The sequence below is a fragment of the Paenibacillus sp. IHBB 3054 genome (assembly GCF_051594305.1).
Taxonomy (GTDB): Bacteria; Bacillota; Bacilli; order Paenibacillales; family Paenibacillaceae; genus Paenibacillus_AQ.
In genome coordinates this window covers 60,674-85,337 of sequence record NZ_JBOFBG010000005.1, presented here as the reverse complement: position 1 = coordinate 85,337, position 24,664 = coordinate 60,674, and the positions used below count along the sequence as shown (strand labels likewise).

The following is a 24,664-nucleotide window of genomic DNA, read 5'->3' as shown; positions in this document are numbered from 1 at the left end:
TCTCCATACAGAAATTTGTATTGCCGCAAAATATATAATATAATCGGCTTGACCTTTGAGTCATTTACAGAACCCAATAGTCAGGAAAGGAGTTATACCTCTTTGTGATTGACAAAAACGCAAACAAAAAAGAACAGATTATCAAAACAGCCATGCAGCTATTCGCTGTAAAAGGCTCATCCTCCACCTCCATGCAGGAAATTGCTGAGCTATGCGGAATCTCCAAGGGCAGCCTGTACCTGGTGTTCAAGTCCAAGGAAGAGCTGGAACGCAGCATTTACATATATTGCTTCCGCATGATTCGTGATCCCCTGCAGCGCGAGGAATTGGAGAGCCGGAGAAGCCCGCGGGAGAAGCTGCGCAACCAGGTCGAGATCCTGCTTAATCATGTATACGAGCTTCGCGAGTTTTTGCAGCGTCAAATTCAGGAATTTGCCGGAAAAGGCGTAATGGAAGTGCCGGAATGGCTGCGCAAAAGCAACGCTCCCCTGCTGACCTGGTTCCAGAATAAACTCGAAACCCTGTACGGGCCCGATATTCTGGCTTATACAGGAGACCTATGCCTGCTTGGAAGCGGGATGATCCACTCCTATATCCGGGTTATTTTCAATCAAGGATCGCCTGTATCTATCGCACGTATGGCCGACCATCTTGTGGATCTGCTGGACATCGTCGTCTCTGGCCTGCTTGCCGGCAAGCCTGATCCCCTGATCTCCTCCGCTTTCCTCACACAGTGGCTGGAAGAACATGGAGACAACCCGCGCAAAAGTCCGCTGCAGCTGATTAAAGAAATGAAGGTGCTAATCAGCGCTACTTCCGCTGTAGACACGCAAAGTCTGGAAGATGGGCTTGAATCTTTGGGGATTCTGGAAAGTGAGATTCTCATGCCACATCCACGTAAGGCAATTATCCGGGGAATGCTGGCCAACCTGCAGAGCTACCCTGCACTGGACAAGGAACTGCAGGATTTGAATAAGCTGATTTCACCTTACATGCAGAACACATGCGGTTTATATTAACCCTTAAGACCAAAGGAAGTGGAAACAGAGAGAGGTAGTCCGGATAGGCAGTGCCAGTAAATTATAAATAGAGGCTTTCCATAGGAAAGTCCGAGAGGAGCAGAAACGCTACTTATGAAAAGCTTAATTAATTTCTCGCTTAAGAACAAATTCGCGATATGGCTGCTAACCATTATTATCGTATTCGCCGGTTTGTACAGCGGCCTGACCATGAAACAGGAAACCCTGCCTAATATCAGTATTCCTTATCTCAGTGTAACAACGATTTATCCAGGTGCAGCACCGGAGGGTGTTGTGAATGATGTCAGCAAGCCGCTGGAGCAGAAGCTCCGCAATGTGGATGGCGTCAAGATGATCACTTCCACCTCGCTCGAGAATGCTTCCAACATCCAAATCGAGTTTGATTACGGCGCGAATCTGGATAATGCCACAGCAGCCGTTCGTGAAGCCTTGAACGATGTCGCTCTGCCGGATGATGCCCAGAAGCCGACCATTTCCCGCTTCAGCCTTAGCTCACTGCCGGTTATCTCGCTGAGTCTGTCCGATGACAAATCCGGGGATCTGGAAGAGCTGACCCGCATCGCGGAGAATGATATCCGTCCTGCCCTGGAGGATATCGAAGGTGTTGCTTCTGTGCAGATTTCCGGACAATACGTCAAGGAAGTCTCTCTGAAATTCAACCAGGACAAACTGAAGCAATACGGGCTGACAGAGGATACCATTAAAGGCCTCGTTCAAGCCTCCTCTCTGCGTGTTCCGCTGGGACTGTTCGAAATGGAGAAATCACAAAAGGCCGTTGTTGTAGACGGCAATATTACCACAGTAGATGATCTTAAGAATTTGACGATTCCGCTTGTGCCTTCAGCTGCGGGCGCACAAGCAGGTTCAGGTGCTGCTGGTGGTGCTGCTAGTGCCGGTGGTGGTGGTGCTGTTGCCGGTGGTGCCGGTGCAGCCGGTACTGGTACTGGTGCCGCTGGAACAGGCGCGGGCGTAGGTGCTGCAGTACCAACAGGCCTGCCGACGGTGAAGCTGGGTGAGCTTGCCTCCATTGAGGTTATCGGCAAGTCTGAATCCATCTCCCGTACCAACGGCAAAGAATCTATCGGGATTCAAATTGTTAAGTCCAATGACGCCAACACCGTTGAAGTTGTAAACAGCGTTAAGGATACAACGGAAGAATTGAAGCAGCAGTATAAATCAATGGATCTTACGGTTCTGCTCGACCAAGGCAAGCCGATTGAGGATTCCGTAAATACTATGTTGTCCAAGGCAGTCTTTGGCGCCCTGTTCGCCGTACTGATCATTCTGCTGTTCCTGCGGAATATCCGTTCAACTATCATCTCGATCATTTCTATTCCCTTGTCGCTGCTTATCGCTGTTCTATGCCTGCGGCAAATGGATATCACGCTCAATATGATGACGCTAGGCGCGATGACCGTCGCTATCGGGCGGGTTGTCGATGACTCGATTGTCGTCATTGAGAATATATACCGGCGTATGACGTTGTCGGGTGAGAAGCTGCGCGGCCGGGAGCTGATCAGCGCGGCTACAAGCGAAATGTTCGTGCCGATTATGTCTTCTACAATTGTAACGATCGCCGTATTCCTTCCGCTTGCTTTTGTTAGCGGCATGGTGGGCGAACTGTTCCTGCCGTTTGCACTGACCATGGTATTCTCCCTGCTCGCTTCTCTGGTTGTGGCGATTACACTTGTGCCGGCACTGGCGCACACGCTGTTCCGTAACGGACTGAAGAAAGGCAAGAAAAACCATGAAGAGAAACCGGGCAAAATGGCTCTGGGTTATCAGAAGATTCTGAACTGGTGCCTTTCCCATAAGCTGGTTACTTTCGGGGTCGCGGTTCTGTTGCTGGTTGGCAGCTTGTTCCTGATCAAACCAATCGGGGTAAGCTTCATGCCTTCACAGGAAGATAAGAGTGTCATCATGACCTATGCACCTAAAGCCGGACAAACTGCTGAAGATGTCCAGGAACAAGGACTGAAGGCTGAGAAATACATTCTGGCCCAAGAGCATATCGACAACATGCAATACTCCATCGGTGGCGGTGGATTTATGGGAATGGGCTCCAGCAATTCAGGTCTCTTCTATATTACCTATGACAGTGATACTCCAGATTTCGACACAGTTAAGGAAAATCTGATTGAAGGGCTGACCAAAGAGGTGCCGGAAGGCGCGTGGGGCGATATGTCCGGCATGATGGGCGGAGGCCTTGGCGGCAATACGCTGACCGTGAATATTTTTGGCGACACCCTGGATCAGTTGAAACCGGTAGCCGATGAGATAGCAGGCATCGTGAATGCAGATACCGCTAATTTCAAGGATGGGGAAACCAGCCTTGCTGAAGGTTACGAACAATACACCGTGGTTGCCGATCAAGCGAAGCTAAGTTCGCTTGGCCTCACTGCCGGACAGATTGCCATGAAGCTGAGTCCGGTTAATGCCCGCCCTGTAATGACAGAGGTGGAAGTGGATGGCAAAAACTATAATGTCTATATTGAAGCCGACACTCATACGTACAGCAGTATTCAGGAAATGGAAGAGGCTACGCTGACCTCACCGCTGGGCTTTACAGTGCCGATCGGCGAAGTAGCGAAGATTGAGAACGGCACATCGCCGGACTCGATTACCCGCATTGACGGTAAAATGAGCGTTAATGTGACCGCTGAAATCATTGCTACCGATGTAAACAGCGCTTCAAATGACGTGAAGGAAAAGATCGAAGCCCTGGAGCTGCCTGACGGAGTTACCATCTCCTTCGGCGGCGTTACCGAACAAATCAATGAAACCTTCGGCCAGCTCGGACTTGCGATGGCGGCCGCTATTGCCATTGTATATTTTGTGCTTGTTGTTACTTTCGGCGGCGGTCTGGCACCGTTCGCGATCCTGTTCTCACTGCCATTCACTGTGATCGGAGCACTCGTCGCTCTGTTGCTGGCAGGAGAGACCCTGAACGTCTCTTCACTGATGGGGGCACTGATGCTGATCGGTATCGTCGTAACGAATGCGATCGTACTGATTGACCGGGTAATTCACAAGGAAAAAGAAGGGATGTCTACCCGTCAGGCACTGCTTGAAGCCGGAGGCACCCGCTTGCGTCCAATTCTAATGACGGCTCTCGCCACGATTGGCGCTTTGCTGCCGCTGGTTACAGGACTTGAGAACAGCGCCGGCATTATCTCTAAAGGACTTGGCGTGACCGTTATTGGCGGTCTGATCAGCTCCACCCTGCTGACACTGGTCGTTGTACCTGTAGTCTATGAATTCCTGATGAAATTCCGCAGCAAAAAGGTTATTGAATAGAACTCAAGAACACTAACCAAAAGTTCATAAACAAGGCGCCTTCCACAATTGGAGAGGCGCCTTTTGTTTGTGCTTAATATGAAAGTAAACATAGTCTATAGATAGCGGCCGGTTACCGTTACTTGGTCCAGGCTAAACCATGGCTGCCGCGCTGCTCTCCAGCGAAGACTTCCAGGCGCGCAGCATCTGCAGATCCTGCGGCAGAAATTCCTCCAGCATATGGCTGAGCCCCAGATATAAAGGACTGTCTGTAGCTGCATTCAGTCTTTCGCAGAATTGTGGTGTCCATCTCAGTAAGTGCTCTTCAAGGAAGTTCTCCTGGATTTCCAGCAATTCCATGGCGCTTCTCACCGAGAAGCTGTTATATAACATCCGTTCATGCAGCACGGCCATGAATTCCAGCTCAATAGCGATATGGTCATCGGCTTCGCCGCCGCATTTCTTGAACACGATCCCCGCCGAAGCGTACACATCGGAGAGCACGTTGCAGAATTCTTGCTCACGGCCCAACTGGGCAGCTTCACGCGGCAGTTCGTTCATCAGCCGTTTGTATTCGCGGTTCTCCTTCTCGCAGATCAGCGGAAGCTGGGCAGGCTCCTGGCTGCACAGATAACGCTTCAGCTCTCTTCCGCCCTCCGTCATTTCCGCCGCTACGCTCATCTGGCGGTTGCGGCTCCACTGGGCAACCAGCGAAAGCGTTGGTTTTCTCCCGTAAAAATCAACTAAAATCTGATATATTAATCCCCGGCTCTCCAGCCAGCGGCTAAATGCCTCCGGCACGACAAGTGATGGAACTGTTGTTATCGTCATTTTGCAAATCCTCCCTACTTGGTTTGACCGGATGCCGTACCCGTTGTTATTGCCGCGTGCATGCCCCGGTATCATAGCTGTGAGCTGCGCAAAAGTGAACATAGAATAGAGATGAATCTTTCACACCTAAATTATATCGAAATTGTAAAACGCTTTCAGTGAGCATTTTATGACCATTCCCCGTAATTGTCGTACTATTGTCAAATTTAGACTTTGCCGTTCCTCTTTTGTCCCCTATTATTTAGGTTGTCCTTTTTGCCTGCCGTACAACCGATACACTCCCGCAGAGCGTACGGAGAGAGAGCTAACAACGTATGGCACCATTGACGGCAGCGAAAGCAATCTTTAAAATTTAAATAAGATACACAAATGAAGGGAGCAACGCTATGGAACCGCTGACGGACCCTTTTGGACGTTTACATGACTATATCCGCATTTCGGTTACAGACCGCTGCAACCTCCGCTGCATTTATTGTATGCCGGCGGAAGGAATGCAATTCCAACCGCAGGACGAGATTATGAGCTATGAAGAAATTACCGCTGTGGTGGAGGCGCTGGCGCCCCTGGGACTGAGTAAAGTCCGGCTGACCGGGGGAGAACCGCTGGTCCGCAAGGATCTGGAGAAGCTTGTCTCCATGATTTCCGCCATACCGGGTATTAAAGATATATCATTAACCACGAATGGTCTCATGCTTCCGGCTAAAGCTGCCCTGCTAAAACAGGCAGGCTTGTCGCGGGTGAATATCAGCCTCGATTCGCTCAAACAGGAGCGCTTCGCGATGATTACCCGCGGCGGAGATGTCGCCAAGGTGCTGAAAGGCATAGAAGCCGCTGAAGCGGCGGGGCTCTCCCCGATCAAGCTGAATGTTGTGCTGATGAAAGGCATCAATGATGATGAAATTAAGGATTTCATCTCGCTGACCCTGCACAGCCCGCTGAATGTGCGGTTCATCGAATATATGCCGATCGGCAGCGCAAGCGATTCCTGGCGCCAGACTTATTTGCCTCTGGAGACGGTCGTAGAAGCCTGTACCGAAGCAGGCTGGGCAACCGAGGAAGCGGAGATGCCCTCGGGCAACGGCCCTTCGCAGAACCGGCGGGTGGTCGGAGCGCAGGGAACCTTCGGGCTGATCCACCCGGTCAGCGAGCATTTCTGCGATAACTGCAACCGGCTACGGCTCACTGCGGACGGTCATATCAAAGCCTGCCTGTATTGGGCGGATGAGTATAACGTACGGCCTCTGACCGCTGATCCGGCGGCGGTGCAAGCCCTGTTCCGCCAGGCCCTCGGCAACAAGCCGCATAACCATGAGATGGCGCTGGCGCTGGAGAAAAAGGCGCAGAGCCATACTCCGACGGTTCGCCGCATGTCGCAAATCGGCGGCTAGCCTTTATGATTGCACAGTCAAAACGGATACCCTGCAGGCAGCAGGGTATCCGTTTTTTTTCGAGAAAACAACTCACAACAGCAGAATCGGAGCTAAAAGCTTTCCCACAATTGAAAGCCCATATAGAGGGCAATTCCCCAGATCAGCAACGCCGAAGCCTTGTTCATCAGCCTGACCGCCTTGCCGGAGGAGTCGGCTTTCCCGAGCATTCTCCCTGCCGCCGCTAGTCCGATGAACCATACCCAGGATACCCCTGCGGCAGCTGCCGCGAACACCCAGCGTTCACTCCCGGCATATTGCAGTGCATTGGTGCCGATAACACCAACCGTGTCCATCAGAGCATGCGGATTCAACAGGGACACCGACAAGGTATAACCCACCTGCCCTTTCAGCGATAGCCGTTTTGCTTCTCCTTTTGCCGGAGCGGCGGACCATATTTTCCAGCCCATAAAGCAAAGAAATAGGATGCCCGCCCCCAAGACGACCGGCGTCAGCCAATCCAGTGAGAGCAGAACCAGCGACAACCCGCCGACAGCAGCGGCAATAAGCAGACTATCGCACAGGCCAGCCGTCAGAATAACGGGCAGGGCACTTCGAAATTTCGGATGCAGTGCTCCTTGATTAAAGACGAATATATTCTGTACCCCCAGCGGTAAAATAAGCCCAAAAGCCAATATTATTCCATGCACTATTGCTTCCGTCATCATCCGGCTCCTTCCAGCCTGCTGTCTATTTCAAATCAACGTATGGCAGCAGCATACACGTCCTTCGCTGCACTATTGATGCTACTCCCACTAACGGCTCAGGTAACCCTCCAAATCCATAGGATACTACCCAACCAAATATAGAAGCCCGGACGAAGCGTGGTATACTCCAAGTAACAAAACTCTTGTTCCAACAGCATTTACACCCTATAAAAAGGAGCTAGTCCTTTGACGCGCCAACGCCAATCAGACCATCCACTTACAGCCTCACCCTCAGCAGTTCCCCCTGTCCAATCCGCTTCCCTTGATGATTCTGCAAGCTTAAGCGGCCATTGGAAGCCGGACCCCTCTTCACCGCTGCCGCTGCACAGACAAATCTCGGCCTATTTCATCGGCAAAATCTCCAGCGGCGCCTGGCCTCCCGGCATGCGGCTTGTCCCGCAGCGCGAGCTATGCCGTCAGCTTGGCGTCAACCGCAGCACAGTTGTCACCGCGCTCGGGCAGCTCGCTGCACTCGGCCTGATCGAAGGCAGTCGGGGCGGAGGAACCCGGGTTGCCGCTTCAAGCAGGGCTGGAGCCTCCGGGCCGGATGCAGCGGCCCGCTCCACTGGAGCTGCGGGCCAGCTTGGCGGCAACTGGAATGACTACGTGGAGGAAGGCATCCACTACCCTAACCTGCCTGCGGTACAAGCCATCAACAGGCTTGAATATGAAGCGGGGCTGATCCGTCTCGGCACCGGTGAGCCTGCGCCCGGGCTGCTGCCCGGCGAGTCGATGCGCCAGGTGCTGCTCGAGCTGGCACAGAACCCGCTTCCGCCGCTCTCCTACGTGGAGCCGCTTGGCAGCCTTAGTCTTCGCAGAGCGGTCAGCCAGAAGCTGTCGAAGAACGGAATAGAGGCCGATCCGTCTTCCATCCTCATTACCTCGGGCGCGCTGCAGGGTCTGCAGCTCATTGCGCTGGGCCTGCTGCCGCGCGGCTCGACGGTGCTGCTGGAGAAGCCCTCCTACCTGTATTCCATCCACGCCTTCCAGTCAGCGGGGGTGAAATTCAGCGGCCTGCCGATGGACAAAGACGGCCTCTTACCGGATCAGCTGGCAGCCGCAGCCATCCGGAGCAAGGCGGCCATGCTCTATACCATCCCCAGCTTCCATAATCCCACCGGAATTCTGATGGATGCGGGACGACGGGACGCCTTAATGGACATTGCAGGCGGACTTGGACTGCCCATTCTCGAGGATGGGGCTTATCAGGATCTATGGCTGGATGACCGCCCGCCCAACCCCCTGAAAGCCCGGGACCGCGAGGGAAGAGTGCTCCATCTGGGCACGCTGTCGAAGGCGGCGAGCCCCGGCCTGCGCATCGGCTGGATTGTCGGCCCTGAGCCGGTAGTCCGCCGGCTGGCCGATATCAAGATGCAGACTGATTACGGCGCAAGCTCCCTGTCGCAGCTCGCCGCCGCGTGCTGGCTGGAAGACGGTTATCATGAGCAGCATCTCGCCCTGTTGCGCGGAAAACTGCGTCAGCGGCGTGATTTCATGCTGCAGCTGCTTGATATCCATTTTGCGGGGCTGGCTTCCTGGAGTATTCCGGCCGGAGGTTTCTACATCTGGCTCTCTCTGAACGGCCCTCTTTCGCTGCGCCGGCTCTTCAAGGCTGCACTACAGGCCGGAGTACTCCTGAATACAGGGGATCTGTATGACCGCAGCGACAGCAGACATCTCCGCCTGTCCTTCGCCTATGCCTCTGAGGATGAGATGGAACACGGAATAGCAGCCTTGGCAAATATCATAAATAATCAAATGACATAATTTAATATTTGTCATTTGTCATTCGCTATGTTAAGCTGTACCTACCGAAGGGAGAATCCACCCGTGAACAAACCAAGCGCTTTTTTAAGCAAGACGGAAATTTTGGACGCCGCTGAACAGACCTTGCGCAGGTTCGGACCCGACAAAACCTCAGTGACCGATGTAGCCAAGCTGCTGGGCGTCAGCCATGGTACCTTGTATCGACACTTTCCCAGCAAAGCGGCATTGCGGGAGGCTGTAACGGAAAGATGGCTGGACGAGTTGATTCTTGCCCCTCTGACAGAGATCGCGGGAGCAGCAGCCAGCAATGCCTTGGAGCAGCTAAGGAGATATATCGCGAAGCTAATCGAGCTTAAACAGCACTATGCCGAGCAGGACAGCGAAATGTTCAAGATGTATGCATCCGTTACGGAAGAAGCCGCCGAGCTCATTGACACCCATATTCAGCGGATCATCAGCCAGATGGGCAGTGTAATCGACAAAGGCATTCAGGAAGGCACGATTACGCCAATCGCCGGTACGGAGGCGATTGCCCGTTCACTTTTTTACGCGACGGCCCGGTTCCATCATCCCTCCCATGCCTATGAATGGCATAGCGGGAGCATCGGACAGGAATTCGAACAGCTCTGGACAATACTTGCCAGAGGACTCGCGGCTGTCACCAGTTAAACCCGGTATCTTATACAAAACTAAGTGAATGCTTCCGATGTCAGTTTTGTCCGAAGCAGATTCTTATGAAGTAATGCTAACAAAACTTTGAGGAGGAAGAATTCATGAATCAAAACCTGCAGGGTAAGGTAGCTATCATTACGGGGTCCTCTAGAGGGATCGGACGGAGCGTTGCGGAGAGATTGGCGGAGCAAGGGGCCGCTGTAATCATTAACTATTCCAGCAGTCCTAAACAAGCTGAGGCTGTGGTGCAAGGTATTCAGGGAAAAGGCGGAAAGGCAGCCGCCCTTCAGGCCGACATCAGCAAACCCGCGCAGATTGAGCAGTTGTTCAAGGATACCAAGGAGCTGTTCGGCAAGATTGATATCGTGGTCAACAACGCCGGAATTATGATAAACAGCCTCATTGGTGCAGCTACTGAGGAGGAATTCGACAAGCAGTTTGCCATCAATGTCAAAGGGACCTACTTCTCCTGCCAGCAGGCTTTCTTCCATCTGGAAGAGGGCGGCCGGGTCATTAATTTCTCCACCTCGGTCAATGGCCAAATGTTCCCGGCTTACAGCATCTATGCCGGAACGAAAGGTGCAGTAGAACAATTCACCCGCCAGCTCGCCAAGGAATTCGGGGCCAAAGGTATTACGATCAACGCAGTTGCGCCGGGGCCGGTTGCCACGGATTTATTCCTCGAAGGCAAATCCGAGGCACAGCTTGAAGGGCTGAAGAAAGCCAATGCTTATGGCCGCCTAGGCCAGCCTGAGGATATTGCCGGAGCCGTCAGCTTCCTCGCCGGGGAAGAGTCCCAGTGGATTACTGGACAAACGCTGCGCGTAAACGGCGGATTTATTTAAGCCGCAATGGCAGGCTCACCGTACAAGCCGTCCCCTCACCGGGACGGCTTGTTACGTTTATCGTCCCGTTATGCAAATCTACGATTTTCTTCACCAGTGACAATCCCAGTCCGCTCCCGCCTCCGCTGGCGCTTCTTGCTTTATCGGCCTTGTAGAATCGTTCAAAGATGCGGGGCAGCTCCTCCTCGGCGATGCCTATGCCGCTGTCCCTGATTTCCACAATGGCTTGACCCTCTGCGTGATGCACGCGTATGGTGATATGCCCGCCCTCAGGGGTAAACTTGATACTGTTATGCAGCAGATTGGTCCATACCTGGCTCATCAGATCCTGCACAGCGTCCACCGAAACCTCCTCCAGCTCGGCTTCCAACTCGATCTCTTTATCCAGCCACTGCGGCTCCGAGGCCAGAATCATATCTTGCAGCTGTTTGTCCAGCCGGTATGACTTCACTTCAAACGGAAAGCTGCCCGCCTCCAATGCCGACAGCTTCAGCAGATTGTCGCTGAGCCCGGAGAGCCGGCTGCCCTCTGCTTCGATGATGTCCAGATAATGTCTCCGGTTGTCTGCACTAAGGCCCTCTTCCCGCAGCGCACGGGCGAATCCGCGAATCGAGGTCAGCGGCGACTGGATCTCATGTGAGACGTTGGAGATGAAATCCTGGCGCATAATCTCCATCCGGCCCAGCTCGCTGGCCATTTCATTAATCCCCTCCACGATTCCGCCAAACTGCCCGTAACGCTTGCTGTTTTCCAGCTCCACCTTGAAATTGCCTTTGGAAATTTGCCGCATTGCTGTCAGGATGGGAATATAGAAAGCTCTCTCATCCCCCCTGGCATGTCCGATAAGAGCTACGATACCGCCCACAACGAAAAAAATGAGAAACTGCAGCGCCATAATAAGCAGCCCCGATCTATAAGGGGACAGGGACCATTCAAAATGTCCCGACAGCAGCTTTACTCCGTAATATCCTCCATTCCAGGAAACATAGAGGGCAGCGATCAATATCCCCATTCCAAGGATCTCTCTCACAATCCTACCAAGTCTTCTCATCCATTAACCACCTCCAGACGGTAGCCCAGCCCACGGATGGTACGGATATTGAAGCCATATTTTTCCCGGGGGAAACGTTCGCGCAGACGGCCTACATGCACATCCAGCGTCCGTTCATTGCCCCCAAAATCATAACCCCAGATTTCTTCAATCAGCCTGTCGCGCGTCAATGTCTGCCCGGGATAGCTTGCCAGCTTGAACAGCAGCTCGAATTCCTTCAACGGCAGCGTGATTTCCCCAAACTCCGAGGAGGCTTCATAAGTCTTGCGGTTCATCCGCAAATTTCCGACGTTTACACTCTGTGCGGAGGAAATCTGGTACCGCTTCAGCAACGCTTTAACTCTGGCGATCAGCACCAGCGGTTCAAACGGCTTCACCAGATAATCGTCCGTACCCAGCTCGAAGCCTTTAACAATTTGTGAGGTTTCCCCTTTGGCTGTCAACATCAGAATGGGAAAATCATAGCTTTCCCGCAGCGCGCGGCACAGCTCCCAGCCATCCATCTTCGGCATCATCACATCGATGATCGCCAGATCCACGCTGTTGTCCTCAAGCAGCCGCAGCGCCTCCACCCCATCGGAAGCGCCGTAGACCTCATCCATCCCCTCAGCTCTCAGAAACAGCTCCACCAATTCGCGGATGTGCGGATCGTCGTCCACTACCAGTATTTTGGCCATATTCTGCTGTAGCCTCCTCTTTGCCGCCCTCCAAAAGCTGCGGTGTGTTCATTTGCAGCTGCTGTTCCGCGAATTCCCGGTACAACTCGTGACTGCGCAGCAGCTCTTCGTGCGTTCCTTTGCCGGTGATCCGGCCTTTCTCTATAAAGATAATCTGATCCGCATTCACCACGGTTGCCAGTCTGTGGGCAATCACAATCGTGGTCCGGCCTTGCATAAGGTTCGATAACGCACTCTGCACCACTGCTTCGGATTGACTGTCGAGACTGGAGGTAGCTTCGTCCAGCATCAGAATCTTCGGATCACGCAGCAGCGCTCTCGCGATGGCAATCCGCTGGCGCTGTCCGCCGGACAGCTTCACGCCCCGTTCCCCCACATCCGTCTGATAGCCGTCCGGAAGCTCACGGATAAAGCCGTCGGCATAGGCCATGGCTGCAGCACGGCGCATCTCCTCCTCGCTGATCTTCCGGTCCAGCCCATAGCCGAGATTATCGGCAATCGTGCCGGAGAGCAGCGGGCTTTCCTGCGAGACATACCCGATCAGCTTGCGCCAGGAACGCAGGGAAAACGCCGACACCGGCTTACCGCCCAGCTTGATGACGCCATGCTGCGGTTCATAGAACCGTTCCAGCATTGAGAATAACGTCGTTTTGCCGCCTCCGCTTGGTCCGACAATCGCCGTAACCTGACCCGGCAGCATGGAAAAGCTGACCTTGTCCAGCACCTGCTCACCTGTTTTATAGCCAAAGCTTAAATCCTCTATAGCAATCGGTCCCTGCAATCCATCCGCTTCCTCTGCCCCTTCGTAAATCTCCTCTTCCGCAGCCAGTGTTTCAATGATCCGTTCCGAGGCACCTTTGGCCTTCTGCACCTGGGTGAAGAATTGGGTCAGCTGGGTGAGCGGCATTACGATCTGGATCAAATACAGAATAAAGGCTACCAATTCACCTGCAGTCAAGGCACCCGAGGATACCTGCATGCCGCCATAGCCGATAATGACGACCAGCAGCATCATGAACACAAACGAGACTAGCGGACTGATCATCGCACTGATTTTGCCCTCCCGGATGCCGAAGGACAGCAGATTCATAATTCCGGTCCGTCCGGCTTCGTATTCCCTTTGCTCCGCGCCCGATGATTTCACCAGCCGGATTTCGGACAGCACACCACTCAGTGTAGCGGTAAAGGACGCTGTTTCATCCTGAGTGCCCTTGGAGATTTTGTACATCTGCCGGCCCAGCGGCACCAGAATGAGTGCGGACAGCGGAAGCACCGTGAACAGCACCAGCGTCATTTTCCAGTTCAGATACAGCAGCACCGATATCGAACCGACGATGGAGATTACCCCGGTAAACAAGCTGGCCAAATGCTCGGAGATCAGCGTCTTGAGAATTCCGGTATCGTTCGTCATCCGGCTGACGCTTTCACCTGTGCGGTTATCATTGTAGTAGGCCACCGGCAGCACGAGAAATTTGCGCCACAGCCGGTCCCGCAGTCCCGCGACAATCTTCTGCCCTACATAGTTCAGCAAATAAATGGAGACGCCTCCGGCAATCGTCTGGGCTACAAAAGCTCCGGCAATTCCCGCAATCTGCAGCTTGCTGATGGAGGCCAGCGAGAAGCCGTCCACCAGATTCTTGGTGAACATAGGAATGACCAGGCCCACCAGCGTCGATATCATACTAAGCCCTACCGCCAGAGCAAGCAGCCCGTAGGAGGGTTTCGTCTCATGCAGCAGCTTCAGGAACGGCTTCAAGGCCGCTCCCTGCTTCCGTGAAGATTTGGATTTATTCATAGAACTTCCTCTTTTCTGACGGATAGATCTCGGAGCTGTTCCGCTCCTGTCCGTCTTCCTCTCCACATTAACGCCGCTTTGTAAACTGAAGTTAAACGAAGGAAAAATTAGTGCTCTCAGCAAGGATCCTTGAGCTGTGACAGCAGCTTGACGGCAGCCAAATAATCATCCGTTGTATTCATATTGTACAAAGGGGAGGGCATCGGCTGGCTAGGCGTAAAGCCGGATTCTGGAACATATAGAACGTCCAGCTTCTCCAGGCACTCCATGACTTTGAATCTTCCACCGCTCAGCGCTGCTTCCAGCGCCGGAAGTGTCCGCTTATGGTACAGCCCGAGCAGGGGCTGCGTCCGGCCGGAGGCGGACACCGGAACAGCGGCAGACGCGCCGAAATCGGCCCTATGACTCACTGTCTCGGGATACGCTGCCGCATGGCAGCTGAGTATGTACTGCAGAAATAACGCCGAAGCAAACGGCAGATCGCAAGCCGCCACCAGATTCCATTCCGTCGGTGAATGGCTGAGCGCCGCATGAAGACCGGCCAGAGGGCCGCAGCCCTGATAATGGTCCGTGATCTGGGGAAGCTGCAAGAAGTCGTACTCCCTGCGCTCCCGGGGGCCGCAGGCAATGACCGTACTTTCGGCGAGCTTCGCCAGTTCGTCCGCCAGCCGGGCAATCACAGGTTCTCCGGCAAGTGTAAGCAGCGCTTTATCGCTGCCCATCCGCCTCGAAGCCCCCCCTGTCAGAATAATCCCCGTGTAATGTGTCATTTTTTTCCTCCCGCTGAAATCTCCTGTTCTCTATGGGTATCGTATCAAACTTTACAGCGCGAAAACAGCAAGCCTGACGTGTTATCACTTCAAATATCCTTTGCTGCAGGAAAGAAATGAAATTTATTACGCGGGCGAACTTTTTCAAAATTCGAAAAAATATAGACACTGGTTGATTTTGCGGAGGTCTGTGCTAGACTCTAAATTCAAGGCCTCCTAAGCGCCGGTTCCGGCAGCTGCCTAAGGATAAGCGAGGCTCATTCCATAAATGTTCACGTAAACATTATGGAAATCTTATCTGCAAAAAGGAGTTATTCCATGAAACGTTACCTCGTAGATAGGCCTATCCAATCGAAGCTGTTAATCTGCTTTTTGCCCATTTTGGTCTTATCCGTCGTGCTGACCGGATTCTTCTCTTATCTTTCGTCCAGTCGGCAATTAAAAGAAAACGCTTTCTACGCCCTCGCCGACACCACTCATCAGACAGCCCTGTTCATGAACGACAAGTTTCTCACAATCTTCGAACAGCTGGTGCGCCTGGAGGATAATGATGCCCTGCAGAGCATTCTCTCGGGAGAAGGCCAGGCGGCCGACCAGAACCGGTATGACGATCTCATTAAGCTGCACGACCAGCTTGACGATGTGTACCATTCCTATTTCCAGATGATCGATTCCATCTTCGTCGCTTTCAATAACGGAAGATCCTTCAACCTGCAGCAGGAATATGTTCCCCGGCAGGTCCATATTGATCTGAACGATTGGCTCAGACGCTATAATACCTCGCAGAAAGGCTACTATTGGCTAAACAGCCATAAGGATACGATCTTTGAGACGGTGGAGCAGCGGAGAGTTATGAGCAGCTTCAAAATGATCGGCACCGAACACTCCCCGGCCAGCGGCATTGTCCTTATTAATTTACGCGAAAGCTATTTTCTCGAGATTATGGAGAATGTAAAGATCAGTCCGGGCGGGACGCTGATGCTGATCAGCCCGGAGGGTGAGCTCTACTCCAAGACCTTGGATGCCGAATATGAACTCAGCGGGGAAACCATTAACGCACTAAGAAACGGATCACAGGACAGCGGCAGCCTGACAGCCGACAGCAAGGCAGGCCGGAAAATGGCCATTGCCTACAATACCCTGCCGCTCAATCATTGGGTGCTTGCAGCAGTTGTGCCGGAGAAGGATATTCTGGAGGGGGCGACCCGCATCAAATACATCTCCCTGGTTCTGATCCTGTTTATCCTAATTGTGTTCATCGTGGCTGCGGCGGTTGTCGCCCGCAATCTCAGCAACCCGCTCCGCTACCTGTCCAAGCAGGTCAAACGTTTCGAGCGGGGAGACCTCGGCGTCAGCTTTGAGCTGGACCAGCATAATGAAATCGGCGTATTGGCCCGCGGGCTCTCCGGCCTGGTGGCTTCGGTAGCCCAGCTGCTCGAGACAGTACGCAGTGAGCAGGAGAAGAAACGCCAGATCGAGCTGCAGGCTATGCAGGCCCAGATCCAGCCCCATTTTCTCTACAACACGCTAAGCTCCATCAAACATCTGATTGATATGAATGAGCGGCAGCGCGCTTCCACCATGGTCAGCGCATTGACCTCCTATTTCCGGATCAGCATCAGCAAAGGCCGTGAGATTATTCCGGTCCGTGAGGAGATGGAGCATGTGCGCAGCTATCTGATGATACTCAACATCCGGTACAGCCAGGAATTTGACTTCGAGATTAAAGTCGAAGACGAGCTGCTTGAGCTTCCCATTCTCAAGCTTACGCTGCAGCCGCTGGTGGAGAATGCCATTTACCATGGAATCAAAAACAAGCACGGCCACGGCTTCCTCTCCATTTCCGGCCGCCGTGAGGGGGACTATGCCGTCTTTGAAGTGTATGACAACGGGCACGGGATCAGCCGGGACAAGCTCTCGCAGCTCCGCGCCTCGCTGGAATCAGAGACGGTAGGACATGAAGCCATCACCTACGGGCTGTGGAACGCCCACCGCAGGATTGTCCTGCATTTCGGCAGCCGCTATGGATTAACGCTCGACAGCGAAGAGGGCCTGTACACACAGGTAAAGGTGTACCTCCCTTATACAGGCGATACGAAAGGAGAACGATTATAATGCTGAAACTGCTGATTGTGGATGATGATAAATGGATCCGGGAAGGCATACGGGCCAATGTGAAATGGAGTACTGAAGACATCGAGGTGACCGGAACCGCCGCGAACGGGGAAGAGGGCTGGCTGCTTGTTCAGCAGCTCCGTCCGGATATCCTGCTGACCGATATTCAGATGCCCCTGCTGGACGGGCTCCAGCTGGCGGAGAAGGTGAACAGGGCGTATCCGCTGACCCGGATTATTTTTCTGACCGGCTATGATGATTTTTCCTATGCCAAGAAAGCTCTCCACCTGCAGGCCTCCGACTACATTCTGAAATACGAGGACAATGATACCATCCTGAAGTCCGTGGCGGCTGCCGGGCGCAGTCTGCTACAGGAGCTGCGGGAATCTGAGAAGGCTCAAAAAAGCCAAACCCTGATTGAAAACAAGTTCTTCTCCGATCTGCTGTCCGGTGTTCCCAGCATCGACTGGGCACGCCGCGAAATGGATCTTCTCGGCATCCGCTGGGAGGGCAACTACTTCCGGGTCGCGGTAATCCAGCCCGAAGATCTGCGGCGCTTCTCCCGGCCCGGCATTGAGGAGAACGCTGAGCTGCTGCTGTTCTCCATCCGCAATATAGGCGTTGAACAGTTCAGCGGCCGGGCTCCAAAGCCTTTTTTCGTCCATTACAATCACAGAATAAATATTCTCTTTAACCTGGAGAACCCGGGCGAGACGGATCAACCGGACGGTTCTTTTGCCCAATTGCTGGAGGAGAAGAGGAATACGATTGAGGCCTGTCTTAAAATTCCGGTAAGCATCGGTGTAGGCAGCGTGTGCGAAGGTTTCGCCCAGATCCCCTACTCCTACAATAAAGCCCTGACGGCTGCGCATATGAAGGATGTTGCCGGCGAACCCGGCCTGTTCTTCTGTGATGAAATGCGCCATTCACAGCATTCGCATCACATGCTGCTGAAGCAAATGGAGCAGTATATTATCAAACATTACGCTGATGAGAAGCTGAGTCTCGCGGCAATTGCCGGTGAAGTTCATATCTCACCATCGTACGTAAGTACTCTTTTCAAAAAATACAGAGAGATCAACGTAATCGAATATATCGCCGGCATCCGGATGGAAAAGGCGGCGGAGCTGCTGAAGCAGACAGATTACAAATCCTATGAAATTAGCGAAAAGGTAGGCTACCCTAATCCTCAATACTTCAGCGTGCTGTTCAAAAAGCACTTCGGCATGTCCCCTTCGGACTACCGTAAGGCTCAGCAGGGTTAGGCCGGCAGCCGCTAACTTATACGCAAACTGTTAAAGAAAACAAACAACCTTTGAAATATATCTTATTCAGCTGATCCGCTATCTGAATTACGATTGTTTTGGAGGTGCAGTTATGGATATTACGCGACAAACCGGGGGCAAGCTTGCCTTATCCAAACCGGGAAAAAGAAAACGCATCAAAGGGGACGGGTGGCTTCCCTATTTGCTTATCGCCCCCACGGTCCTGCTCATTGCGGGCATCCTGATCTTTCCGATATTCCGGGTATTCGACCTGAGTGTTCAAAGCTACGATTTCTCCCGTCTGCAGGAAGCAGGCTATATCGGACTGGAGAACTTCCGCCATATCTTCACGGAAGACGATTTGTTCTACACCACACTGGTTACTACGCTAAAATGGGTGTTTTCCGAGGTGGCCCTTCAGCTGGTCTTCGGGCTGATTGTTGCCCTGCTGCTGAACCAGTCCTTCCGGCTACGCGGCCTGGTCCGCTCGCTGGTGCTGGTTCCCTGGGCCGTATCCGGCGTGTTAACGACCATGCTGTGGTCGCTCATGTTCAACCAGCATATCGGGATCATCAACGACATCCTGATGAAGCTTGGCATCATTGATGAAGCCATCGCCTGGCTGGCTAATCCGAGCACTGTGTTCGGCTCCGTAGTCTTCGCCGAGCTGTGGCGGGGCATTCCGTTCTTTGCGATCACACTGCTCGCCGCGCTGCAGACCATTCCGCACGAAGTGTACGAATCCTGCGAGGTGGACGGTGCCGGGCCCCTGAAGAAGCTGTTTCATATCACTCTGCCTTATCTGAAGGAGAGCATTATTTTCGCCACCCTGCTCAGAGCCATCTGGGAATTCAACTCCATCGACATGATCTTTACGATGACGAACGGCGGCCCGATGGATATGACGACAACGCTGCCGATTTATATGATGAAGACCTCGATCCTTGAGGGAAATTACGGATACGGCTCGGCGCTTGGCGTCGTCACCTTCCTGTTCCTGATGCTCTTTGTCATTCTGTACCTGAGACTCAACCGGGGAGGAATGCAGGATGAATAAGACTACCGGCCGCAAAATAGGCAGCAGGCTGCTCTTTTACATTCCGCTGGCCTTAACGCTGATCTTTGTACTCGTTCCTTTTCTATGGGCTATCTCCACCTCTCTAAAAAAAGAAACGGATATTATGAGCTCGACGATTCAATATCTTCCGTCTCCGCTGACCTTCGAGAATTATATCAATGTATGGAACGATAATAATTTCTCGCAATATTTCCTCAACAGTGTGCTGGTCTCCATCCTGTCAGTGATCGTCATTACACTGCTGTCGGTGATGAACGGTTATGCGATGAGCCGGTTCAAGTTCAAGGGAAAAAGCGCCTTTATGCTGATCCTGCTGGCTACACAGATGATGCCCGTCATCCTGTTTGTAATTCCGCTGTTCCTGATTTTCAAGAACCTCGGGCTAATCAACACGCCTTACTCGCTCGTCCTGTTCTATATCGTGCTGCAGGTCCCGTTCAATACAATATTGATGCGCGGCTTCATCGCCTCCACCCCGAAGGAGATTGACGAAGCGGCCATGGTCGACGGTGCGGGAAGATTCCGCATTATCTTCGCCATCATCGCGCCGATCGTACTTCCGGGCATCGTGGCAACCAGCGCCTTCGCATTCATCGGCGTCTGGAATGAATTCCTGGTCGCTTTCTCGTTTATCACAACGCCGGACCGCTTCACAATTCCTATCGGGCTGAAATTTATGATCGGCGAATTCAGTGTACAGTATGCCTCATTGGCAGCGGGAAGCATTATCGGGCTGATCCCTCCTGTGCTGCTGTTCATGTACATCCAGCGTTATTTGGTGGAAGGCCTCGGCGGTGCCGTCAAGGGCTGAATCCGGCTCCAGTCATTAAGGACGGGGACGGGCCGGCTTTTCCCGGAAACGTCCTTAATATATACAACAATATAACTTTCAGGGAGGTCTAAAGATTTATGAAGACAAGAAAATTACGGAGTTCCGTATTGGTGGGCGCCTCGCTTCTACTGGCATTGACCGGCTGCGGCTCGAACAAGACAACGAACTCCGCCTCATCAGGCGAAGGCAGCAAGAACGGGGATAAGGCTAAGCAGACAACCATCAGCTTCTGGGCAGCTGCGGTGACTACGGAGCGCAACGCTTTTTTCGAGAAGATCATCAAGCAGTTTGAGGAAGAGAACCCGGACATTAAGGTGGATTATCTCGGGGTTCCCGGCGATTTGTCCGCTTACGAGCAAAAGGTAAATGTCGCGATCTCCGCAGAACAGGCACCGGATATCATGAATGATTTCAAGGCCGACCTGCTCGCCAGAGATGTGCTGGAGCCCCTCGATGCCTATTATGACAGCTGGGCCGACAAGGATCTGATTTCCGCTGAGCTGATTGCCAGCAACCGCAAGCTGGATACCAAAGAAGGAAAATTGTATGCGCTACCATACAGCTCCCAGACCTGGAATCTCTGGCTGCGCCCTGACTGGTTCAAAGAAGCCGGCCTTGCGCTCCCCGATACCTGGGATCAATTCTTCGAGGATGTTGCCAAGCTTACCGATAAATCCAAAGACCGCTACGGGCTCAGTATCCGCGGTGGTGCCGGAAGTGCCAATACGCTGGAAATGCTGATGTACTCCTACTCCGGAATTGCTGATTATTTTACGCCTGAAGGAAAAGCAACGATCAATGATCCCCTTCACGCAGAGTTTCTGGAGAAATATTTAGGCGCCTATAATGTCTATACTCCAGAGGATGATCTCAACAAGGGCTGGAGCGAGCTCGCCGCCACCTTCCAATCGGACAAAGCGGCTGTTGTTGTGCATAACCTCGGCTCGGCAAGCTCCCATGAAAAAGCATTCAACGGAGACTATACCAAGTTTGAAGCCGTTCCGTTTCCGAAGGGTGTCAACGGCTATCGTGAACATCCCGGCCTCATGCCGCTGGGTCTGACCATGACCAAAACCGCCGAAAACAAAGACGCGGTATGGAAATTCATGACCTTCTACCTGTCCCATGACATCAACAGCCAGTACGCCAAGCTTTATGGTGAAATCCCTGCCAATCAGGAGGCGGCCGCCGATGCCTGGATTCAGGACATTCCTTATATGAAATCCGCTTCGGAGCTGCTGAATTCAGCCGATACGCATTTTGCCGGCACTCCGTATTATCTACCGGGCTACAGCAATATCCAGAAAAAGATTGAGCCTATGATTCAAAAGGTGATGGCTAAAAAAATGACCGGAACGGAAATGCTGGACGAATGGGCTAAACTGCTTGAGGCAGAGAAACAGTCCTATGATCAGACTCAAAAATAATACGCCGCCGCGAATGGGAGGGCTGGAATGAATACTCATGCTGTTACAGGTTCCGGACGCTGGATTCCCGATCAGGGAGACGGAACTTACAGAAATCCGATCATCTATGCCGATTACTCTGATCCCGATGTTATCCGTGCAGGCGATGATTTCTTTATGACCGCCTCCAGCTTTGCGCATACGCCGGGTCTGCCGATCCTTCATTCCCGGGATCTGGTCAACTGGAGCATCGTCAATCATGCGCTGCCGCAGCTGGAGCTTCCCGGCTATGAGCGCGTGCAGCATGGCAAAGGCGTGTGGGCGCCCAGCCTGCGCTTTCATGACGGGCAGTTCTGGATCTTCTACGCAACACCCGACGAAGGCATCTTTATGACCAAGACGGATAACCCGTTTGGTGCCTGGGAACCGCCGCATCTGGTGAAGGCCGCCAAAGGCTGGATCGACCCCTGCCCTTTCTGGGATGAAGACGGGCAGGCCTATCTGGTCCATGCCTTTGCCCATAGCCGTTCCGGCCTGAAGCATATTCTGAGCCTCTGCAGGATGTCCCCGGACGGCAGAAGCCTGCTGGATGAAGGCCGGATTATCATCGACGGGACAGTAAAGCATCCTACACTGGAAGGTCCGAAGCTGTACAAAAGAAATGGCTATTATTATATCTTTGCACCGGCGGGCGGAGTGCCCACAGGCTGGCAGGCGGTCTTCCGCTCCAGCTCCATCGAAGGGCCTTATGAGGATAAAATCGTGCTGCATCAAGGGGATACCCCGGTGAACGGCCCGCATCAGGGAGGATGGGTTGAGCTTGCGTCCGGCGAATCCTGGTTTATTCATTTCCAGGATAAAGGCGCCCACGGGCGGATCGTCCATTTGCAGCCCATGGAATGGCAGGAGGATTGGCCGCTGATGGGCCGGCTTGCACCCGGGCAGGACATCGGAGAGCCGGTAGAGCTCTGGAGCAAGCCCAATATCCGTGCCGCCGGAGAAATTGCCGTTCCCCAAACTGCAGATGACTTCCGCGGACCGTCGCTCGGCCTGCAATGGCAGTGGCAGGCCAATCCGGCCACCGGCTGGTACAGCCTGAATCCCTGGGGCGGCTTGAGACTGTATGCCGCAGCACTTCCAGAGGGCTGCCGCACTCTTTATGACGCCCCGCAGCTGCTCATGCAGAAGTTCGCCGCTCCCGTTTTTTCGGCAGCCGCACAGATTACACCCAGCTTTGCCACCTCCGACGAACGGGCGGGCCTCGTGGTCTTGGGACAGCGGGCCTTCTATCTGGCCTTGTCTATGGACCAGGACGGAGCGCTCCGACTGACCCAGTATGAGAGCCGTGATGTTACAGAGAACCTCACGGAAGCCGGGGATATTAAAAAAGCTGAGATACTCACCGGTGCAGACAGCCTGCACTTAAGGTTCAGCTTGGGGGAAGATTGCCTTTGCCGGTTCAGCTTCAGTAAGGACGGTTCACAATACACCGATTTCGGTGAGCCGTTCACGATTGCCGAAGGACGGTGGGTCGGAGCCAAAGTTGGCCTGTTCGCAGCCTCCTTTGCCCCGGTCCAGTCCGGGGGCTTTGCGGACTTTGACCATTTCCATATCTAAGCTAAATTCCTCGCCGATATCCCAGGATATCGGCTTTTTTCCACTTAAAAAGCTGACGGGAGCAGAAATTAGACAGCTGGCTGGAAAATCATTCAAAACTTGGTTTGTATCCCTTTTCAACAAGTGTTACAGTGTTAGAAACGGCCTATTTTAAGGCTGAAGCAAGGAATGCAAGACATCTGGCGGGAAAGGAGTGCCCAATTTGCGGGAGTACCTTAATAAGCATCCATCCTTCAGCTCTCTGAAATGGTTCAATTTTTTCGTATATGGAACCGTGGTCCTCTTCACCAGCTTCTTCCCACTATATCTGCAGGATGTAGGGATGAATAAGTTGGAGATCGGGAGCTTAATGTCGGTAGGCGCACTCGTTTCAATTATCGCCAATCCTTTCTGGGGCATATGGAGTGACCGTTATCAGAATATGCGGCGGATTGTCCTCGTCATGCTGACGGGAACACTGGTATTGTCTCAGCTTGTATTTCAGGCGCATACATATGAAATGATTTATGTTTCCATCCTTTTCTTCTATTTCTTCCAGGGTCCGCTGTTCGCCCAGAGCAACACAATGATTCTTAGTTATATTGACGGCACGAATCACAAGTTCGGCTCTTTCCGGCTCTGGGGCTCGCTCGGATGGGCGCTGACCGCGATCCTGGCCGGGCCCGTTATTGAGTGGGCCGGCGTATCTATCTTGTCTTATCTCTTTGCTGCACTGCTCTGCGCGGCCATGCTCTCGCTGGTTGCCCTGCCGAGGCTCGATCATTCCATAGGCGTTGCGCCATTGCCGTTCAAGGGCTTCCAAAAAATCTTTTATAATCCGTTTTTTCTATGTTTTATCTTCTTCGGCATTCTGGTCTCCATCCCCAATACGATGAACAACACCTTCGTGTCGCTCTACATTACTGAGCTTGGGGGCAGCAAAACAATGATCGGCCTTGCCGTATTCCTCTCCTCTATCCTGGAGGTGGGTGTGCTGCTGCTGTGCAACCGTTTCCTGAAACGCAAAGTCTCGGTGCTGCTGGGCTGGCTGGCACTCGTGAGCGTCTTATTTGTCCTGCGCTGGTGGCTGATGGCCGGTGCGACAACACCGCTTCAGGTGGCTTTTATTCAAATTCTGCACTGCATTACGTTCGGCGGCTTCTTCTACGTGGGAACGCAGCTGACCATGCTGCTGGTTCCACGCCCCTACCGTTCCTCTGGACAAGCCCTCTACACTCTGACCTGGAGCGGCATTTCCGGCATTCTGGGCGGTGTTCTCGGCGGTTGGCTGTATCAGACCCTCGGGGCCCAGAGCATGTACCAGTCCGGTGTATTCCTCTCGTTCATTGGAACGCTTGGCTTCGGCTTAATGTGGCTGTTCGTCAGCCGCGGTGACTACCTGAACCCGGCGGAGCAGGAGGAAGAGCTGGCGGGCCACGAGTAATAGTCTCATAAGCAGCGGATACACCCCATAGGACATAACACAAAAGCAGGCTTGGACTTCCCGATAAGGA

19 protein-coding genes are annotated in these 24,664 nt (G+C 53.1%); 13 read left to right on the top strand and 6 right to left on the bottom strand.

Translation table 11 applies throughout. From position 1 onward, the window contains the following. Positions 1-104: 104 nt before the first annotated feature. Both ACQ76X_RS08405 and ACQ76X_RS08400 read left to right on the top strand, forming a co-directional pair. Positions 105-1,019, top strand: coding sequence for a TetR/AcrR family transcriptional regulator (locus ACQ76X_RS08405; protein WP_438492953.1), 915 nt, complete (start codon positions 105-107; stop codon positions 1,017-1,019). Between the two features lie 114 nt (positions 1,020-1,133). Further along, positions 1,134-4,337: an efflux RND transporter permease subunit gene (locus ACQ76X_RS08400; RefSeq protein ID WP_438492951.1), complete on the top strand. Its 3,204-nt coding sequence runs from the start codon at positions 1,134-1,136 to the stop codon at positions 4,335-4,337. Between the two features lie 132 nt (positions 4,338-4,469). Here the strand turns inward: ACQ76X_RS08400 and ACQ76X_RS08395 are convergent, their stop codons facing one another. After that, on the bottom strand, positions 4,470-5,147 hold the full coding sequence (locus ACQ76X_RS08395; protein ID WP_038597471.1) for a TorD/DmsD family molecular chaperone: 678 nt from the start codon (positions 5,145-5,147) through the stop codon (positions 4,470-4,472). Between the two features lie 386 nt (positions 5,148-5,533). Between ACQ76X_RS08395 and moaA the strand changes: the two genes are divergently transcribed. Continuing rightward, positions 5,534-6,535 carry a GTP 3',8-cyclase MoaA gene (gene moaA, locus ACQ76X_RS08390; protein WP_076109673.1) on the top strand — a complete coding sequence of 334 codons (1,002 nt, stop codon included), beginning with the start codon at positions 5,534-5,536 and terminating at the stop codon, positions 6,533-6,535. Positions 6,536-6,627: 92 nt separating this feature from the next. Here the strand turns inward: moaA and ACQ76X_RS08385 are convergent, their stop codons facing one another. Continuing rightward, positions 6,628-7,239 carry a LysE/ArgO family amino acid transporter gene (locus ACQ76X_RS08385; RefSeq protein WP_438492948.1) on the bottom strand — a complete coding sequence of 204 codons (612 nt, stop codon included), beginning with the start codon at positions 7,237-7,239 and terminating at the stop codon, positions 6,628-6,630. 228 nt (positions 7,240-7,467) lie between these two features. Between ACQ76X_RS08385 and ACQ76X_RS08380 the strand changes: the two genes are divergently transcribed. The 3 genes from ACQ76X_RS08380 to ACQ76X_RS08370 all read left to right on the top strand — a co-directional run bounded on the left by ACQ76X_RS08380 (position 7,468) and on the right by ACQ76X_RS08370 (position 10,565). Continuing rightward, complete coding sequence (locus ACQ76X_RS08380) at positions 7,468-9,048, top strand: PLP-dependent aminotransferase family protein (RefSeq protein WP_438492946.1); 1,581 nt, start codon at positions 7,468-7,470, stop codon at positions 9,046-9,048. 63 nt (positions 9,049-9,111) lie between these two features. Continuing rightward, complete coding sequence (locus tag ACQ76X_RS08375) at positions 9,112-9,717, top strand: TetR family transcriptional regulator (RefSeq protein ID WP_438492945.1); 606 nt, start codon at positions 9,112-9,114, stop codon at positions 9,715-9,717. Between the two features lie 104 nt (positions 9,718-9,821). Then, the gene (locus ACQ76X_RS08370) at positions 9,822-10,565 is read left to right on the top strand and encodes an SDR family oxidoreductase (protein ID WP_438492943.1); all 744 of its coding nucleotides are present in this window, start codon (positions 9,822-9,824) and stop codon (positions 10,563-10,565) included. Here ACQ76X_RS08370 and ACQ76X_RS08365 read toward each other — a convergent pair. From ACQ76X_RS08365 to mobA, 4 genes are all read right to left on the bottom strand, one after another. Next, entirely contained in the window at positions 10,558-11,616 is a 1,059-nt protein-coding gene (locus ACQ76X_RS08365) for a sensor histidine kinase (RefSeq protein WP_438492941.1), read from the bottom strand. The genes ACQ76X_RS08370 and ACQ76X_RS08365 overlap by 8 nt on opposite strands. Continuing rightward, positions 11,613-12,293, bottom strand: a complete 681-nt coding sequence (locus tag ACQ76X_RS08360; RefSeq protein ID WP_340896200.1) for a response regulator transcription factor — start codon at positions 12,291-12,293, stop codon at positions 11,613-11,615. Before ACQ76X_RS08360 ends, ACQ76X_RS08365 begins: the two co-directional genes overlap by 4 nt. After that, positions 12,223-14,088, bottom strand: a complete 1,866-nt coding sequence (locus tag ACQ76X_RS08355; RefSeq protein ID WP_438492939.1) for an ABC transporter ATP-binding protein — start codon at positions 14,086-14,088, stop codon at positions 12,223-12,225. The genes ACQ76X_RS08360 and ACQ76X_RS08355 overlap by 71 nt, the downstream gene beginning before the upstream one ends. A 116-nt stretch (positions 14,089-14,204) precedes the next feature. Beyond that, positions 14,205-14,858, bottom strand: a complete 654-nt coding sequence (gene mobA, locus ACQ76X_RS08350; RefSeq protein ID WP_438492937.1) for a molybdenum cofactor guanylyltransferase — start codon at positions 14,856-14,858, stop codon at positions 14,205-14,207. Positions 14,859-15,176: 318 nt separating this feature from the next. Between mobA and ACQ76X_RS08345 the strand changes: the two genes are divergently transcribed. The 7 genes from ACQ76X_RS08345 (at position 15,177) to ACQ76X_RS08315 (ending at position 24,594) form a co-directional block, all read left to right on the top strand. Further along, positions 15,177-16,973, top strand: a complete 1,797-nt coding sequence (locus ACQ76X_RS08345; protein ID WP_438492935.1) for a sensor histidine kinase — start codon at positions 15,177-15,179, stop codon at positions 16,971-16,973. Then, complete coding sequence (locus ACQ76X_RS08340) at positions 16,973-18,238, top strand: response regulator (RefSeq protein ID WP_438492934.1); 1,266 nt, start codon at positions 16,973-16,975, stop codon at positions 18,236-18,238. Before ACQ76X_RS08345 ends, ACQ76X_RS08340 begins: the two co-directional genes overlap by 1 nt. A 112-nt stretch (positions 18,239-18,350) precedes the next feature. Continuing rightward, positions 18,351-19,295 carry a carbohydrate ABC transporter permease gene (locus tag ACQ76X_RS08335; RefSeq protein WP_438492932.1) on the top strand — a complete coding sequence of 315 codons (945 nt, stop codon included), beginning with the start codon at positions 18,351-18,353 and terminating at the stop codon, positions 19,293-19,295. Beyond that, positions 19,288-20,127 carry a carbohydrate ABC transporter permease gene (locus tag ACQ76X_RS08330; RefSeq protein WP_038597501.1) on the top strand — a complete coding sequence of 280 codons (840 nt, stop codon included), beginning with the start codon at positions 19,288-19,290 and terminating at the stop codon, positions 20,125-20,127. Before ACQ76X_RS08335 ends, ACQ76X_RS08330 begins: the two co-directional genes overlap by 8 nt. A gap of 98 nt (positions 20,128-20,225) precedes the next feature. Next, positions 20,226-21,575: an ABC transporter substrate-binding protein gene (locus ACQ76X_RS08325; RefSeq protein WP_438492930.1), complete on the top strand. Its 1,350-nt coding sequence runs from the start codon at positions 20,226-20,228 to the stop codon at positions 21,573-21,575. Between the two features lie 27 nt (positions 21,576-21,602). Then, positions 21,603-23,171, top strand: coding sequence for a glycoside hydrolase family 43 protein (locus ACQ76X_RS08320; protein ID WP_438492928.1), 1,569 nt, complete (start codon positions 21,603-21,605; stop codon positions 23,169-23,171). Positions 23,172-23,373: 202 nt separating this feature from the next. Then, positions 23,374-24,594 (top strand): MFS transporter, encoded by a 1,221-nt coding sequence (locus tag ACQ76X_RS08315; protein ID WP_438492926.1) that lies wholly within the window; start codon positions 23,374-23,376, stop codon positions 24,592-24,594. The last annotated feature ends 70 nt before the right edge of the window (positions 24,595-24,664 follow it).

Bases quoted from the DNA above. Each gene is read 5' to 3' on its own strand.
- ACQ76X_RS08400 (WP_438492951.1), top strand. From the start codon at position 1,134: ATGAAAAGCTTAATTAATTTCTCGCTTAAGAACAAATTCGCGATATGG.
- ACQ76X_RS08395 (WP_038597471.1), bottom strand. From the start codon at position 5,147: ATGACGATAACAACAGTTCCATCACTTGTCGTGCCGGAGGCATTTAGC.
- moaA (WP_076109673.1), top strand. From the start codon at position 5,534: ATGGAACCGCTGACGGACCCTTTTGGACGTTTACATGACTATATCCGC.
- ACQ76X_RS08385 (WP_438492948.1), bottom strand. From the start codon at position 7,239: ATGACGGAAGCAATAGTGCATGGAATAATATTGGCTTTTGGGCTTATT.
- ACQ76X_RS08370 (WP_438492943.1), top strand. From the start codon at position 9,822: ATGAATCAAAACCTGCAGGGTAAGGTAGCTATCATTACGGGGTCCTCT.
- ACQ76X_RS08365 (WP_438492941.1), bottom strand. From the start codon at position 11,616: ATGAGAAGACTTGGTAGGATTGTGAGAGAGATCCTTGGAATGGGGATA.
- ACQ76X_RS08360 (WP_340896200.1), bottom strand. From the start codon at position 12,293: ATGGCCAAAATACTGGTAGTGGACGACGATCCGCACATCCGCGAATTG.
- ACQ76X_RS08355 (WP_438492939.1), bottom strand. From the start codon at position 14,088: ATGAATAAATCCAAATCTTCACGGAAGCAGGGAGCGGCCTTGAAGCCG.
- mobA (WP_438492937.1), bottom strand. From the start codon at position 14,858: ATGACACATTACACGGGGATTATTCTGACAGGGGGGGCTTCGAGGCGG.
- ACQ76X_RS08345 (WP_438492935.1), top strand. From the start codon at position 15,177: ATGAAACGTTACCTCGTAGATAGGCCTATCCAATCGAAGCTGTTAATC.
- ACQ76X_RS08340 (WP_438492934.1), top strand. From the start codon at position 16,973: ATGCTGAAACTGCTGATTGTGGATGATGATAAATGGATCCGGGAAGGC.
- ACQ76X_RS08335 (WP_438492932.1), top strand. From the start codon at position 18,351: ATGGATATTACGCGACAAACCGGGGGCAAGCTTGCCTTATCCAAACCG.
- ACQ76X_RS08330 (WP_038597501.1), top strand. From the start codon at position 19,288: ATGAATAAGACTACCGGCCGCAAAATAGGCAGCAGGCTGCTCTTTTAC.
- ACQ76X_RS08325 (WP_438492930.1), top strand. From the start codon at position 20,226: ATGAAGACAAGAAAATTACGGAGTTCCGTATTGGTGGGCGCCTCGCTT.
- ACQ76X_RS08320 (WP_438492928.1), top strand. From the start codon at position 21,603: ATGAATACTCATGCTGTTACAGGTTCCGGACGCTGGATTCCCGATCAG.